The sequence below is a fragment of the Bacteroides sp. BFG-637 genome, from assembly GCF_024793605.1.
GTDB classification, from domain to species: domain Bacteria; phylum Bacteroidota; class Bacteroidia; order Bacteroidales; family Bacteroidaceae; genus Bacteroides; species Bacteroides vicugnae.
Genome location: NZ_JANUPD010000002.1, coordinates 6,524,690 through 6,539,903 on the forward strand (window position 1 = coordinate 6,524,690; position 15,214 = coordinate 6,539,903).

10 protein-coding genes and 1 pseudogene are annotated in these 15,214 nt (G+C 45.9%); 7 read left to right on the forward strand and 4 right to left on the reverse strand.

Going from position 1 to position 15,214, the window contains the following annotated elements:
• Positions 1–41 precede the first annotated feature (41 nt).
• Both NXX38_RS25790 and NXX38_RS25795 read left to right on the forward strand, forming a co-directional pair.
• Positions 42–1,598: an arylsulfatase gene (locus NXX38_RS25790; RefSeq protein ID WP_258981652.1), complete on the forward strand. Its 1,557-nt coding sequence runs from the start codon at positions 42–44 to the stop codon at positions 1,596–1,598.
• Between the two features lie 13 nt (positions 1,599–1,611).
• A pseudogene (locus tag NXX38_RS25795) lies at positions 1,612–3,137 on the forward strand (arylsulfatase).
• Between the two features lie 256 nt (positions 3,138–3,393).
• Here the strand turns inward: NXX38_RS25795 and NXX38_RS25800 are convergent.
• Positions 3,394–4,827 (reverse strand): CCA tRNA nucleotidyltransferase, encoded by a 1,434-nt coding sequence (locus NXX38_RS25800; protein ID WP_074707796.1) that lies wholly within the window; start codon positions 4,825–4,827, stop codon positions 3,394–3,396.
• Between the two features lie 95 nt (positions 4,828–4,922).
• Here NXX38_RS25800 and NXX38_RS25805 point away from each other — a divergent pair, with 95 nt between their 5' ends.
• Positions 4,923–5,759 carry a hypothetical protein gene (locus tag NXX38_RS25805; protein WP_074707794.1) on the forward strand — a complete coding sequence of 279 codons (837 nt, stop codon included), beginning with the start codon at positions 4,923–4,925 and terminating at the stop codon, positions 5,757–5,759.
• 387 nt (positions 5,760–6,146) lie between these two features.
• On the opposite strand, the gene NXX38_RS25810 is transcribed toward NXX38_RS25805, so the two are convergent.
• From NXX38_RS25810 to ruvA, 3 genes are read right to left on the reverse strand one after another with little or no spacing between them, the layout of a single operon-like run.
• Positions 6,147–6,284, reverse strand: a complete 138-nt coding sequence (locus NXX38_RS25810; RefSeq protein WP_162864708.1) for a hypothetical protein — start codon at positions 6,282–6,284, stop codon at positions 6,147–6,149.
• A 40-nt stretch (positions 6,285–6,324) separates the two neighbouring features.
• The gene (locus tag NXX38_RS25815) at positions 6,325–7,293 is read right to left on the reverse strand and encodes a DUF3843 family protein (RefSeq protein WP_258981657.1); all 969 of its coding nucleotides are present in this window, start codon (positions 7,291–7,293) and stop codon (positions 6,325–6,327) included.
• 23 nt (positions 7,294–7,316) lie between these two features.
• Positions 7,317–7,919, reverse strand: a complete 603-nt coding sequence (ruvA, locus tag NXX38_RS25820; protein WP_258981660.1) for a Holliday junction branch migration protein RuvA — start codon at positions 7,917–7,919, stop codon at positions 7,317–7,319.
• A 238-nt stretch (positions 7,920–8,157) separates the two neighbouring features.
• Between ruvA and NXX38_RS25825 the strand changes: the two genes are divergently transcribed.
• The 4 genes from NXX38_RS25825 (at position 8,158) to NXX38_RS25840 (ending at position 15,171) form a co-directional block, all read left to right on the forward strand.
• Positions 8,158–9,057: a diaminopimelate dehydrogenase gene (locus tag NXX38_RS25825; protein WP_074558786.1), complete on the forward strand. Its 900-nt coding sequence runs from the start codon at positions 8,158–8,160 to the stop codon at positions 9,055–9,057.
• A 94-nt stretch (positions 9,058–9,151) separates the two neighbouring features.
• Positions 9,152–11,191, forward strand: a complete 2,040-nt coding sequence (locus NXX38_RS25830; protein WP_258981662.1) for a DUF3857 domain-containing protein — start codon at positions 9,152–9,154, stop codon at positions 11,189–11,191.
• Positions 11,192–11,220: 29 nt separating this feature from the next.
• Positions 11,221–13,233 (forward strand): DUF3857 domain-containing protein, encoded by a 2,013-nt coding sequence (locus tag NXX38_RS25835; RefSeq protein WP_008998785.1) that lies wholly within the window; start codon positions 11,221–11,223, stop codon positions 13,231–13,233.
• A gap of 18 nt (positions 13,234–13,251) precedes the next feature.
• Positions 13,252–15,171, forward strand: coding sequence for a transglutaminase domain-containing protein (locus NXX38_RS25840; RefSeq protein WP_258981664.1), 1,920 nt, complete (start codon positions 13,252–13,254; stop codon positions 15,169–15,171).
• The last annotated feature ends 43 nt before the right edge of the window (positions 15,172–15,214 follow it).

The following is a 15,214-nucleotide window of genomic DNA, read 5'->3' on the forward strand; positions in this document are numbered from 1 at the left end:
TCTTTTTCTACTAATAATAACACACTTAACCCCCAAAAACAATGAAACAACCTTTCATTCTAACCCTTGTTTCCTCTGTTGCCTGCGCTGCAACAGCCGCCAACAAAGCACCGGAAAACACCACACCGACAAAGTCAAAAACACCCAACGTTGTATTTATCTATGCCGACGATCTCGGCTACGGCGATCTGGAATGTTACGGAGCTAAAAACGTACAGACACCCAACGTCAACCGACTGGCAAAATCGGGAATCCTTTTCACCAATGCTCATGCAACAGCCGCCACCAGCACCCCTTCCCGCTACTCCATGTTGACCGGAGAATACGCATGGCGCAAAGAAGGAACGGATGTAGCGGCAGGAAATGCCGGAATGATTATCCGTCCCGAACAATACACCATGGCAGATATGTTCAAAAGTGTCGGTTACGCCACTGCCGCAGTAGGCAAATGGCATCTGGGACTCGGAGATCAAACCGCCACTCAAGACTGGAATGCTCCGTTACCTTGTGCACTGGGCGATTTAGGTTTCGACTATCATTACATTATGGCAGCTACAGCCGACCGTGTACCTTGTGTGTACATCGAAAATGGAAAAGTAGCCAACTATGATCCGAGTGCTCCCATCGAAGTCAGCTATCAAAAGAACTTCGAGGGTGAACCAACCGGAAAAAGTAATCCTGAATTACTTTATAACCTCAAGCCAAGTCACGGTCACGATATGTCGATCGTTAATGGAATTTCACGCATCGGTTTTATGAAAGGCGGTGGAAAAGCACTCTGGAAAGACGAAAACATTGCAGATTCACTTACCACACACGCCATTCGATTCATCGAGGACAACCAAAACAAACCTTTCTTTCTCTACTTTGCCACCAATGACGTACATGTGCCCCGCTTTCCTCACGACCGTTTCAGAGGAAAAAATCCGATGGGATTAAGAGGCGACGCTATCGTACAGTTCGATTATTGTGTCGGTGAAATCCTGAATGCACTCGAAAAACTGGGATTAAGAGAAAATACACTCATTATTCTTTCAAGTGACAACGGCCCGGTAGTAGACGACGGATACGATGACAAAGCAGAGGAACTGCTCAACGGTCATAGTCCTGCGGGACCGCTACGGGGCAACAAATATAGTGCCTTCGAAGGAGGAACCCGTATTCCTGCCATCGTCAGCTGGCCTGCAGGAGTAGAAAAAGGAATGACTTCAGACTTATTGGTTTCACAAGTGGACTGGCTCGCCTCTCTCGCTTCCCTGACCGGAGCTACGATGCCTAAGAATGCCGCACCGGATAGTTACAACTATCTGGGAAGTTGGCTGGGTAAAGAAAAGACAGACCGCCCGTGGGTGATAGAGCAGGCTTCCAATCACACACTGTCCGTCTGCACCAAAGACTGGAAATACATCGAACCGAATGACGGACCGAAAATGATTCAATGGGGACCGAAGATAGAAACCGGAAACTCTAAAGAACCCCAGCTTTATAAGATGAAAGAAGTGAAAGAGGTAACCAACTATGCAAAGAATATGCCGGAGAAAGTGGCAGAACTGCAGGGTATCCTTCAAAGCGTACGTGAAGGAAATGTTTCATTTTAATGACAACAACATCATGAATCATCAATCAATCCCATTGATAGGCAGCATCCTGCTTCTATCTACTCTATCTGCCAACGGACAGAAAAAAATACCCAGCCCAATATCCTCTTCATCCTTTGTGACGATATGGGATATGGAGACTTGGGATGCTACGGTCAACCATTTATCCGCACCCCTCATATAGACGCCATGGCCAGTGAAGGAATGCGTTTTACGCAAGCATACGCAGGAAGTCCCGTCAGCGCCCCTTCCAGAGCTTCATTCATGACAGGACAACATTCAGGCCATTGTGAAGTACGAGGTAACAAGGAGTACTGGAAAAATGCACCGTTCGTGGAATATGGACAGAATAAAGAATACTCAATAGTGGGGCAACACCCTTATGATCCCGACCACGTAATCCTGCCGGAGATCATGAAAGATAACGGCTACACCACAGGTATGTTCGGCAAATGGGCCGGAGGTTACGAAGGCTCCTGTTCCACTCCCGACAAACGGGGGATAGACGAATACTACGGTTATATCTGTCAGTTTCAGGCCCATCTTTATTACCCTAATTTCCTGAACCGTTATAGTAAAGCATTGGGTGACACCGGAGTGGTACGTGTAGTGATGGATGAAAACATCCAATATCCGATGTATGGTCCCGATTACCTGAAACGTCCGCAATATTCGGCCGACATGATTCACCAGAAAGCATTGGAGTGGCTGGATCAGCAAGACGGTAAACAGCCGTTTTTCGGCGTATTGACTTACACCTTGCCTCATGCGGAACTCGTTCAGCCGGAAGATTCTATCCTGAATGAATACAAAGCTAAATTCAACCCGGATAAAGAATTTAAGGGAAGCGAAGGCTCACGATACAACGCCATCACGCATACACACGCCCAATTTGCCGGAATGATTACCCGCCTGGACTATTACGTGGGCGAAGTTTTGAAAAAACTGAAAGAAAAAGGACTGGACGAAAACACATTGGTTATTTTCTCCAGTGACAACGGCCCTCACGAGGAAGGCGGAGCCGATCCTACTTTCTTCGGCAGAGACGGAAAACTACGCGGACTGAAACGTCAATGTCACGAAGGAGGAATACGTATTCCATTTATCGTCCGTTGGCCGGGACACATACCTGCAGGCGAAGTAAATGATCACATCTGTGCATTTTATGATTTAATGCCGACATTCTGCGAAGTCATTGGTATCAAAGACTACGAAAAGAAATATCGCAATAAGGAAAAAGAAGTCGATTATTTCGATGGGATTTCTTTCGCTCCCACACTGCTGGGTAAAAATAAGCAAAAGAAACATGACTTTCTGTATTGGGAGTTTGATGAAACAGACCAAATTGCCGTACGCATGGATGATTGGAAAATGGTAGTGAAAAAAGGAACACCGTTCCTCTATAATCTAAAAACAGATATTCATGAGGATCATGACATAGCACTCCAACATCCGGATATCGTGGAAAAGATGAAGGCTATCATCTTTGAACAACATACTCCGAATCCTCATTTTTCGGTGACGTTGCCCAAACGGTAAACGTACGGATAAAAAAATAATGAATAATCAGCAGTTGGAAAGCAAGTTATCATTCATTTCCGTACGGTTTTCACCACAGAGGACACGGAGGACACTGAGTTTTCAGAGTTCTAATTCAGAGATTATTATAACCTCTGTGTCCTCCGTGTCCTCTGTGGTGAAATAGTTCATTTATATACTGTTTTTACTCCAATTCAACTACTGACTCGTATAAATCTGTATCTGAATACTATAATATATCTGTTCCATCCTTCTATCAGCGGATAGGCGTCATTCCCATCTTCTTTGCCCGTTCCAGCATGAAAGCATGAGCCGCCTCATATTCGTTCGGAATCACTCCATCCAAGATTGCATCTTTAATAGCACTCTTCAAGACTCCGACCTCACGACAAGGTTCCAAGCCGAAAATCTCCATAATTTCTTCACCGCTCACAGGTGGCTGGAAATTACGGACACGGTCTTTCTCTTCCAAATCCTTCAGTTTCTGTCGAACCAACTGGAAGTTATTCAGGAAACGCTGTTTACGTTCCATATTCTTGGAAGTAATGTCCGCTTCGCAAAGCATCATCAAGTCGTCAATGTCATCACCCGCTTCGAAGAGCAGACGGCGTACAGCCGAGTCTGTCACCACGTCATCCGCGATAACGATCGGGCGCATGTGCAGGCTGACCAGCTTTTGTACATACTTCATCTTCTCATTCATCGGCAACTTCATCTTGCGGAAGATATGCGGAATCATCTTTTCACCGATAAAGTTATGATTATGGAACGTCCATCCCGCTTTAGGTTCCCAACGTTTCGTGACAGGTTTGGCAATGTCGTGCAACAAAGCAGCCCAACGAAGCCAAAGGTTATCAGTCTTCTTGCTGATATTATCCAGCACTTCCAACGTATGATAAAAATTATCCTTATGGGAACGCCCGTTCCGTGTTTCCACCCCCTGCAAGGCAGCAAATTCCGGAAAAATCAACGGCAGCAAACCGCTACGTTCCAAATCAATAAATCCTTTTGAGGGGATTGGAGAAAGAATAATCTTATTCAGTTCGTCCGCAATACGTTCACGGGATATAATTTCAATCCGTTCCTTATTCCGGCAAAGCGATTCGAAAGTATCATCATCAATGTAAAAACCCAATTGCGTAGCAAAACGGATGCAACGCATCATGCGCAAGGGATCATCGCTGAAAGTGATATCCGGGTCGAGGGGAGTGCGGATTGTCTTTTCCTTCATATCCTCCAAACCTCCGAACGGATCTACCAATTCGCCAAAACGTGCTTTATTGAGACATACGGCCAAAGCATTGATCGTGAAATCGCGACGATTCTGATCGTCTTCCAGCGTGCCGTCTTCAACGATAGGTTTACGCGAATCCCGTTGATAAGACTCTTTACGTGCACCAACAAACTCTACTTCCGTGCCTCTATATTTTACTTGTGCTGTTCCGAAATTCTTGAAAACAGAAACATGAGCACCACGTCCCAACTGTTTTCCAAGGGCTTCCGCCATTGCAATTCCACTTCCTACAACTACTACATCTATATCTTTAGAGGGACGCTGCAGAAAAATATCACGAACGTAACCACCTACCACATAACACTCCATACCAAGTGTATCAGCCGTTTCGGCTATCTGTCCGAAGATGGGTTCGCTAAAATGCTGCTTCAATTCCTCTTGAGTCAACTCTATCATTCTTTTTAGTTATAAGTTTTGAGGGGACAAAATTACAAAAATAAGGGATATATTTGTACTTTTGCCGCTAATAAAACCAGTAAATAGAATTTGTGATGAAAAAACTGACTATCCTCTTTTGTGGTACGCTGGCATTAGCTGCCTGCGGAAATGGCCTTGAGAAAAAAGCCAATGAAAAACTGATGGTTGCCAAGGCTGCCTACGAACGTGGCGACTATGAAGAAGCTAAGTTACAAATTGACAGTATCAAGATTCTCTATCCCAAAGCGTTCGAAGCACGTAAGGCGGGACAGGCACTGATGCTCGATGTTGAAACAAAGGCACAGCAAAAAACGCTTGCTTACCTGGATAGCGCCTTTCAGGCAAAGACGGAAGAATTCAATGCCATCAAGGACAAATTCAAACTAGAAAAAGATGCCGAATATCAACAAGTCGGCAACTACCTCTGGCCTACACAGACCATTGAAAAGAATATGCACCGTTCATACCTCCGCTTCCAAGTGAACGAGCAAGGTATAATGAGTATGACTTCCATCTACTGTGGTGCCGGCAATATCCACCATACAAAAGTGAAAGTGATTGCCCCTGACGGCAGTTTTGCAGAAACTCCAAGCTCCAAAGACAGCTACGAGTCAACGGATATGAACGAGAAAATAGAAAAAGCTGACTACAAACTAGGGGAAGACGGAAATGTGATCGAATTCCTGAATCTCAATAAAGACAAAAATATCCGTGTGGAATATATAGGCGACCGCACCTATAAAACGACAATGAGTCCCACCGACCGCCAGGCCGCAGCAGGTGTTTACGAATTAGCACAAATCCTCTCTGCCATGGAGCAGATTAAAAAAGAACAAGAGGAAGCCAACCTGAAAATCGGATTCATCAATAAGAAGAAAGAACGGAAAGCACAGGAAGAAATTACCGATTAGTAAAAGGAAAGCCATTCAGCAAAAAGAAAGCTATCCGGTTAGAAAGAAATATATTTAGGCACGGATTACGCGGATTACACGGTCTTGGCTGCGCAATCTTTTTAAAACCGTGTAATCCGCGTAATCCGTGCCTACTTTCTTACTTATAATATCACTCATAACCGTCAAAAGAGAAGCTATCCAGCAGAAAAAAACATTGGTTAATAATAAAATAGACGGGAATAGTTGTTATTTTTCATAAACGACAACTATTCCCGTCAAATGTATAATGAGACTCTTAATCCTCTGCGTGAGAGAAAAGGCGTTTCCTGGTAGGGAGAAAAGGCGTAGTCTGCCATCATCAAACGGCGTAGCCTGACAACCAAAAACGGCGTGGTCTACACACCTTTATTTCACCCTTCTATTCAACTGATTATTAGCCTTTTCCTGTTTCGATTTTCCGACCCGTTTTCCGGTCGTCTTCTTTTTACCGACTGCAGACTTTGTCTTTCCGGCAAAAGGATTGTTACTTTTTTTGATTGGCATAGACAGCAACTATATAAACAGTACTTATTTCTTATAACTCCTATTCTCCTTCGTAATACTCACCCAAAAACCAGCGAGCCACAAAATCCCAGTTTTCCCGCAACAACTCCTTTCCGTTCTCAAACGGGAACTGTGCTTCCGGCAACAAATCATGTTCCATTCCATATTTCAGCAGATCAAACGGACACAAGCCTTCTTCACAAAACAATTCGTATGCTTCCTCTTCAGCCAGTTCGGCATTGTAGAGCGGATTACGTTTGTCTGCAAAATATTCGGCTACATCAGGACCGATCAACAACCCTTTCGGATTGGCAAAAACCACGAAGTTACCGAACTCCTTTAAGTCAGGCAACAAAGAATCCTCTTCATCTTCCCACTTCAACGACTGCACAAAGAAAAATTTCAGCGCTTCGTAAGAATCAAAGTATAAAAGTGGTTCACCTTTGCTCGCTTCAAGGAAACGTTCTACGTTTGTAGGCATCTTTTCTCCCGGCAAAACTACCGGCAGAGGCATCCGCTTCTTTTGCATCAGCTCCGTTTCCATCAGCCAGTCCGTTGCCAGGTGATCGCTGATAGGAGCCAATTCGAACGCAGCATCCAAACGGTTGTAAAGTGTATCCGCAAACTCCAGCAAATCCGCATCCATCGGGTTCTCTACTCCATCAAAATCATCGCCAACCGGAGAATTGATGGCCCACAAAAGGAAAACAACATCTTCACGGTTAATTTCGTCCGGCAAATATTCCTCCGTCAGTGCGTAGAAAGGCAAATAACGTCCGTAGCTTTTCCGGTGCCAATGAATAAACTGACGCCAGTTTCCGCCATCCGCTACACAATCTTCCAGGTACAAAGCCACCATCAAAGCTACTTGTTGCTGACTTTCCGCTGTTTCCCATTTAAATAAATACGATTCTGCCACCAACGGCAATAAATGATTAGCGAAATCCAGATACCATTCATCCGTGCCTACCACCTTTGCACGACCATGAGCGTCCAGCCATGCTTTCATATATATCTTCTGTTGCTTCCATACTACAAACGTTTCAAAGCCAGTTTGATAACCTTTTCTACCGGAGCATCCGGCTCCTCCTTCAAGATAGCCAATACCACCTTCTGTGAAGGTGCAGCAGCAAACCCCAACATCGTCAATGCAGACACCGCCTCTTCCTGCACTTCCGCATTGGCAGGTTGCAACAACAGACCTGCGGAAGCCCCTCCGGCAGCACCCCCTCCCATTGTTTTTATCTTATCTTTCAGGTCGACAATCACGCGTTGCGCAGTCTTCAGCCCGATGCCTTTCACCGTTTTCAGCATGTTCGCATTTTCGGTGCTGATAACGTTCACCAATTCAGCAGGCGAGAGAGCCGAAAGAATCATACGTGCCGTGTTCCCCCCGATTCCGGAGACGGAAATCAATAATAGGAAAATCTCCCGCTCCTGTTTCTCGGCAAATCCGTAGAGCACATACGCATCTTCACGAATCGCCTCGTAAATATATAGCTTACAGCTTTTCTTTCCTTGAATAGCCGAATAGGTATTCAAAGATATATTGGCGGCATATCCCACCCCGTTACAGTCAATCACCGCGGTTGCCGGACTTAGTTCGACAAGTTCGCCCCTAATATATTCTATCATATCTAATTATATTCTATCATAACAGGGACAAAGATAAAACAATTTCACCACAGAGGACACAGAGGCCACAGAGTTTTTTCAATGTAGCACATCACACCCTGATTTGCTTTCATGCGGACCGATATCACCTGCTAGTGAAAAAAAATAAAATATTAAAGCAGATGAACCAAAGTTAGTAGTAATTTGTTTACTTTTGCAAGCAAAAGAAAGAAATTTGTTCATTAAAACCAAGAAAAGAATGAAAAAAGTAAGAGCTGCCATCGTTGGTTATGGCAACATTGGACATTATGTACTTGAAGCGCTTCAGGCGGCACCTGATTTCGAAATAGCCGGAGTCGTTCGTCGTGCAGGAGCAGAGAACAAACCGGAAGAGTTGGCAAACTACGCAGTAGTGAAGGACATAAAAGAGCTGGGAGAAGTAGACGTAGCTATTCTTTGTACGCCGACCCGCAGCGTAGAGAAATATGCAAAAGAATATCTGGCGATGGGAATTAACACGGTAGACAGTTTCGATATCCACACCGGTATCGTAGACCTGCGCCGTACCCTGAATGCTACCGCCAAAGAACATAAAGCCGTATCGATCATCTCTGCCGGATGGGATCCGGGAAGCGATTCCATCGTACGCACCATGCTGGAAGCAATTGCTCCGAAAGGCATCACCTACACCAACTTCGGTCCCGGTATGAGTATGGGACACACAGTAGCCGTAAAAGCGGTTGACGGAGTGAAAGCTGCCCTTTCCATGACCATTCCGACCGGCACGGGAATCCACCGCCGCATGGTATACATCGAACTGAAAGACGGATATAAATTCGAAGAAGTAGCCGCTGCCATCAAAGCAGATCCTTACTTCGTGAACGATGAAACACACGTAAAACTCGTTCCGAGTGTAGACGCCCTGCTGGACATGGGTCATGGTGTAAATCTGACTCGCAAAGGTGTATCAGGCAAAACACAGAACCAGTTGTTCGAATTTAATATGCGTATCAACAACCCCGCATTGACCGCACAAGTACTGGTATGCGTGGCACGCGCTTCCATGAAGCAACAACCGGGATGCTACACGATGGTAGAAGTTCCCGTTATCGACCTTCTCCCCGGCGACCGCGAAGAATGGATCGGACATTTGGTATAATATATTTTATACATAAAACAAAATTAAAATAGAGAAAGGTGTATCGCCTTTCTCTATTTTTTTATCTTTGTGAGCATACTACAAAAACACAATTATGAAAAAACTATTTATTCTCTGCGCATTTCTTTTACAATTTCTGTCGCCTGTCCACTCGCAACAAGCCACAACAGCCACCATAGAGCCCAATCTAAAGTACGGAAAACCTTCCAAAGAAGAACTATCTCTCACCTCCTATGCCCCCGACACCACCGCCACGGCTATTTATCTTTTCCATCAGGGACAAAGTGACTTCGTCTACCACGACGGTTTTCAACTGACTACCGAGCATTGGGTACGCATCAAAATCCTGAAACCGCAAGGAGTGTCATACGCCGACGTATCCGTTCCCTACTACTCTCCCACCGATAGGGACGAAGGACAGGAAAGAGCCAGCGACATAGAAGGCTGCTCCTACAATATGGAAAACGGGAAATGTATAAAAACGTCCATGAAGCGGGAATCCATCTCTTTCGAGCGGATCAACAACCTGTATAAAATGCTAAAATTCTCTCTGCCTGCTGTCAAAGAAGGCACTGTCATCGAATATCACTACAAACTCTACTCCGACTATTTTTCACACATCGACAACTGGATGATGCAGGAAGAACTCCCGATGCTCTACAACCAGTATAAGATCACCATCCCGCATGTGTTTATCTATAACATCGAATTGCGGGGAAAGGACTACATACAAGTGAAACAAAGAGACTCCTCCATCCATGCCACGGAACGTGAGGGAGGCAGTGTAGGCGGAGTCAGCAAAGACTTCACCGTTTCGGCACAGGAAACCACCTTTACCTCACGCAACCTTCCGGCTATCCGTCAGGACGAACCCTACTGCTGGTGCCCGGAAGACTACAAGGTGCAAGTAAGTTTCGACCTGCAAGGCACGCAATTTACCCCCAACGAATACAAGCCATACAGCCAGAAATGGGAAGATGTAGACAATCAACTGTTGAAACCGGAAAATACACAGTTCGGCAAATACCTTTCCTTCACCAACCCATTCCGCCCGGAAACGAAACAGGCATACAACAGCGAAATGAGTTTCGAAGAGAAAATTATCTGCGCCTTTCAGATACTCAAAAAGAAAATGGCATGGAACGGACGCTATCAGCTCTACAGCAAGGAACTCGAAAAGGTGATTCCCAAAGGAAACGGCAGCAACGCCGACCTGAATTTCATCCTTATCAGCATTCTGAAAGACTTCGGGCTGGAAGCCTATCCGGTAGTTTTGAGCCGACGTTCGTCGGGCATGCTGCCTTACAACTTCCCTTCCCTGCAAAAACTGAATACGTTCATTGTCGCCATCTACGACATAAACAAACAGAAATACGTCTTTTTAGACGGCTCCATGGACGTGCCCGCTCTCAATATACTTCCACTCGAACTGTCTGTAAACAAAGCGCGTATCCTCTCCCCGAAAGTGAAAGAAGAAAAGAAATGGGTGAACGTAATGGCTCTTGCCGACAACAAAAGTTTTATGAAGATTGAGGCCCGCATGGAAGGAAACCAAGTGAAAGGACATCGCAGCACCATTCTCTACGGACAGGAAGCCGTAGAATATCAGGCAAACGAGAAGCACAAACAAGACAGTATCGTTTCGACCCCCGAAAGCAATGCCAGCCAGAAAAACAAACTCACCGTCACCAACCTGAAAGTGAAAAAGCAGGAAAATGACTGGGCACTGATAGAAGAAGAATTCGACTTCGTCCTGCAAACCGACCAGACGGACAGCCACCTCTATATTAACCCGATGCTCTTTCCGCAACTAAAAAGCAATCCTTTTATCCAGACGGAACGAGTGCTTCCCATTGAATTTCCTTATCCGTACAAGTTTACAATGCTGACTACACTGACTCTCCCCGAAGGATACGAAGTGGAAGAAACGCCCCAGCCACAAGTCATCCGGACACAAGGAGACGGCTTGCAGTGCAAATATATGATTCAGAGACAGAGAAATACAATCTCACTTAATTATATTTTCTACTTGAAAGAACCTATATTCCTCACCGAACAATACAAACAACTGCAGGAACTATGGACCAAAGTGATCGAGAAAAACAACGCACTCATCGTGCTCAAGAAACTATAGAATCATCACAACTTAAAAACTCCAAAATCATGATGAAAACACTGTTAACCTTCGTTTTCTTACTACTGGGGTGGCAAAGCTCTGCCCAGCAAACAGACACAAACACCATCACCCCCAGCCTAAAATACGGCAAACCATCGGAGGAAGAGCTGAACATGACTGCGTATGCCCCGGACACAGCCGCCACAGCCGTAGTGCTCTATTCAAAGAATACCGCCCGCTACGACCTGATTAACAACGAATTCCGGCTTGTGTACACATACGAAACAAAAATCAAGATACTCAAATCCGAAGGTACGTCTTATGCCGACATCAACATTCCATTTTACTCCAACGCGAACAGTGGAATCATGAAGGAGAATGTCGGTCAGATTGACGCCTCGGCCTACAATATGGAAAATGGGAAAATAGTGCGTACCAAAATGAAACGTGACCTGATTTTCAATGAGCGACTCAACAAAACTTATGAACAGGTCAAATTTTCGATACCTGCCGTCCGCGAAGGAACCGTATTCGAATACAAATATCAGATCAATTCCGACTTTTATTACAGCATCAACCATTGGGAAGCTCAAAGAGATATCCCCGTACTCCTGGCACAATACGACATCACGATTCCGGAATATTTCGAATTCAACCTCGACATGAGAGGATCACATACCTTAAATCCGAAAGATCAGTCGGAAAGCATATCTTTCCACCTGCAATATCAGAATGGGCAGATCGAAAAAATCGATTGTACGGGACGCCATCTAAGTTTCACCGGCAAACAATTACCCGCTCTCCGCCCGGACAGCTACGTATGGTGTGCAGACGATTACAGGAGCGGCGTCAACTTCGAACTGCGGGGGATCAGCTTCCCCGGAGCACTCTACAAATCATTTACGCACACCTGGACGGAAATTGACAAAATGCTGATGGAGGACGAAGATTTCGGTTCGCCACTCAAAATGCGCAACCCGTACCGGGACGAAATGGCGACACTGGCTCTCGACAAGCTCTCCGACCGACAGGACAAGATTGCGGCCATCTACACGTTCCTCAAAAGCAAAATTTCGTGGAACGGGCAATACGCCCTCTACGGCAGCGAAGTGAAGAAGGCTGTCAAAAACGGCACAGGAAGCAATGCGGATATCAACTTTGCGTTAATGAGTATGTTGCGTGACGCTCAAATTCCCTGTTATCCGGTAGTCATGAGTCGTAAAAACCTGGGAATCCTTCCTCTTAGCCATCCTTCTATCCAGAAGCTCAATACCTTTATTGTCGGCATAGCCGACACCGACAGCACTTTTGTGTTCCTCGACGGTTCCGTGACCAACGGATTCATGAATATCCTGCCACCGGTATTGATGGTAAACCGCGCACGCCTCATCAATGGCATAGGCCAAGACAACTGGATAGACTTGAGCAAGCTCGGGAAAAACCAGATACGTTCATCCGTCAAAGCTCAAATTCATCCTGACGGAAAGATCACCGGCAACCGCCAATCGGGCTACGTCGGACAATACGCCTCCGGTTTCCGCAGCCGTTACCATGCAGCCAAAGACAGCACGGAGTTTATCAACAAACTGGAAACGGAAGAAAACATCAAGATAACCAAGTTCACTACGGAAGGAGTGAACATCTTCTCACCCAAAGTGACGGAAAGTTTCGAGTTTGAGAAGCAGGCAACCGTAAACGATCATCTGATTTACGTCAACCCATTGATTTTCATGCATGTCAGCAAGTGTCCGTTTATCCAGGTAGAACGACGACTGCCACTGGAAATGCCTTACACCGAACAGCTCATGCTGGTGGTCAACCTGACACTTCCCGAAGGATATGCCGTAGACGAACTGCCACAGTCGATGAATCTGCAAACGGAAGACAGGCAAGGATTCTGCCGATACAACATCCAGCAAAAAAATAACACAATCACCGTCACTTACTCATTCGCTTTCAACAAACTACTTCATCTCATCGACGAATACAAAGGAGTGAAAGCGTTCTGGGAAATGATTGCCGAGAAAAACAACGAGATTTTAGTACTCAAGAAAATATAAACTTTACCTATTTATAAAATGATTCGTTCCAGCCACCCCATCCTGAAACAAAGGATATGCCGGGCATTCGGTCTGTCCTGTGCCATTCTTTACCTAAGTCTGCACACGCAGCCGACATGTGCACAGGATATTCTCAAGGATGCCAATTCCATCATCGTGGAAGCACACACAGAGGTTCTCTGCAAATCCATGACTCAATCCATAGAAAAAGAAAGCCTGACAATCACCATCCTCAATCGCAAAGGATTGGAGGCAGCATATTTCTTCTGCGGATGTGACATGTTCCGTTCTTTGCAGAAATTCTCCGGAGAAATCCTCAATGCCACCGGACAAAGTGTACGTAAGATAAAGAAATCCGAACTACAAAAAAGTGAATACAGCTCTTCGCTTACCACGGACGATTATTTTTATTATTACGAATGTAATTATCCTTCTTTCCCTTTCACAGTGAAATACGAATGGGAAATGAAATGCAACAACGGACTGATCGGTTATCTCCCTTTTGTCCCGCAGGCAGAATTTAACCAGGGAGTGGAGAAAGCGACTTACCGGATCGAGCTGCCCGCAGGACAAGGATGCAGATACCGCGAACTGAACACGCAGGGAAAAGGAATCGAAGTGAAGGAGTCCACCGGAGCCGACGGGCAGCAAGTGATCGAAGCCACCGCTTCCAAGCTCTCTCCCATCATCAAAGAACCTTTCGGTCCGGATTTCGCCGAGCTATTTCCACGTGTCTACTTTGCTCCCTCCGCTTTCAAGTACGACAAGTCGGAAGGCGATATGAGCAGCTGGCAAAAGTACGGAGAATGGCAATACCAACTGCTCGACGGACGCGACCTGCTCACCGAACCTTTCCGCACCAAGCTGCACGAACTGACAGCCAACTGCACTACCGACCGGGACAAGGTGAAAGCAATCTACGACTATCTGGCCAAAACCACCCGTTACGTGAGCATCCAACTAGGCATCGGAGGTTTACAACCCATTGCCGCCGCCGATGTTTGTCGCACGGGGTTCGGCGACTGTAAAGGATTGTCCAATTACACCCGCGCCATGCTGAAAGAGTTGGGAATTGCTTCCACTTATACAGTCATCAGCACCACCAACCAGCGTTTGCTACCGGACTTCTCCAGTGCCAACCAGATGAATCACGTCATCCTGCAAGTTCCGCTTCCCCAAGATACGCTTTGGCTGGAATGTACAAACCCATCGCTTCCCTTCGGCTATGTGCACCAAGACATTGCGGGACACGACGCCTTACTCATCGAACCGACCGGCGGCCAGATGTATCGCCTGCCCACCTATCCCGACTCGCTGAACACGCAGCACATCGTTGCCAACATCACCCTCTCCCCCACAGCCGGGGCACGGATAGAGGTGAACGAAATCTCCCGGATTTTCCAATATGAGAATGAAGCAGGCATCGTCTATCTGGAGCCCAACAAACAGAAAGACCGCATCCGTTCAAGCATCAACTTATCCCAAGCCGATATTCAGAACCTGCAAATCAGCGAGTGCAAGGAGGCCAATCCGTCTATCACCTTCGACTACACTGCCACCAGCAATCAATACGGGCATAAAACGGGCAACCGTCTGTTTATCCCCGCCAATGTGTTCCGAAAAGAATTCAGTGTTCCTCCTGTGACGAAGCGCACCTATCCCATTTACATCAACTACGGATACACAGATGCCGACAGCATCCGCATCCAACTGCCGGAAGGATATGTAATCGAAGGACTTCCGAAACCGCTTGACGTGAAAAGCAAGTTCGGCAGTTTCCATTCCGATATTCAGGTGAAAGATAAGGAAATCTACATCACTCACCGATTGTTTATGTGCAAAGGGGTTTACAGTCCGGATGAATATGCGGCATTCATTGATTTCCGCAAGCAAGTGGCAGGACAATATGGAGGAAAAATCATTTTAAAAAAAGAATAAGGAGGGAAACGCTTTTCGGAAAATAAAGTATCTTTGCGACTCA

Excerpts from the sequence above, each read along its gene's own strand:
- NXX38_RS25790 (WP_258981652.1), top strand. The coding sequence starts at position 42 with ATGAAACAACCTTTCATTCTAACCCTTGTTTCCTCTGTTGCCTGCGCT.
- NXX38_RS25800 (WP_074707796.1), bottom strand. The coding sequence starts at position 4,827 with ATGATAGAGTTGACTCAAGAGGAATTGAAGCAGCATTTTAGCGAACCC.
- NXX38_RS25805 (WP_074707794.1), top strand. The coding sequence starts at position 4,923 with ATGAAAAAACTGACTATCCTCTTTTGTGGTACGCTGGCATTAGCTGCC.
- NXX38_RS25810 (WP_162864708.1), bottom strand. The coding sequence starts at position 6,284 with ATGCCAATCAAAAAAAGTAACAATCCTTTTGCCGGAAAGACAAAGTCT.
- NXX38_RS25815 (WP_258981657.1), bottom strand. The coding sequence starts at position 7,293 with ATGAAAGCATGGCTGGACGCTCATGGTCGTGCAAAGGTGGTAGGCACG.
- ruvA (WP_258981660.1), bottom strand. The coding sequence starts at position 7,919 with ATGATAGAATATATTAGGGGCGAACTTGTCGAACTAAGTCCGGCAACC.
- NXX38_RS25825 (WP_074558786.1), top strand. The coding sequence starts at position 8,158 with ATGAAAAAAGTAAGAGCTGCCATCGTTGGTTATGGCAACATTGGACAT.
- NXX38_RS25830 (WP_258981662.1), top strand. The coding sequence starts at position 9,152 with ATGAAAAAACTATTTATTCTCTGCGCATTTCTTTTACAATTTCTGTCG.
- NXX38_RS25835 (WP_008998785.1), top strand. The coding sequence starts at position 11,221 with ATGATGAAAACACTGTTAACCTTCGTTTTCTTACTACTGGGGTGGCAA.
- NXX38_RS25840 (WP_258981664.1), top strand. The coding sequence starts at position 13,252 with ATGATTCGTTCCAGCCACCCCATCCTGAAACAAAGGATATGCCGGGCA.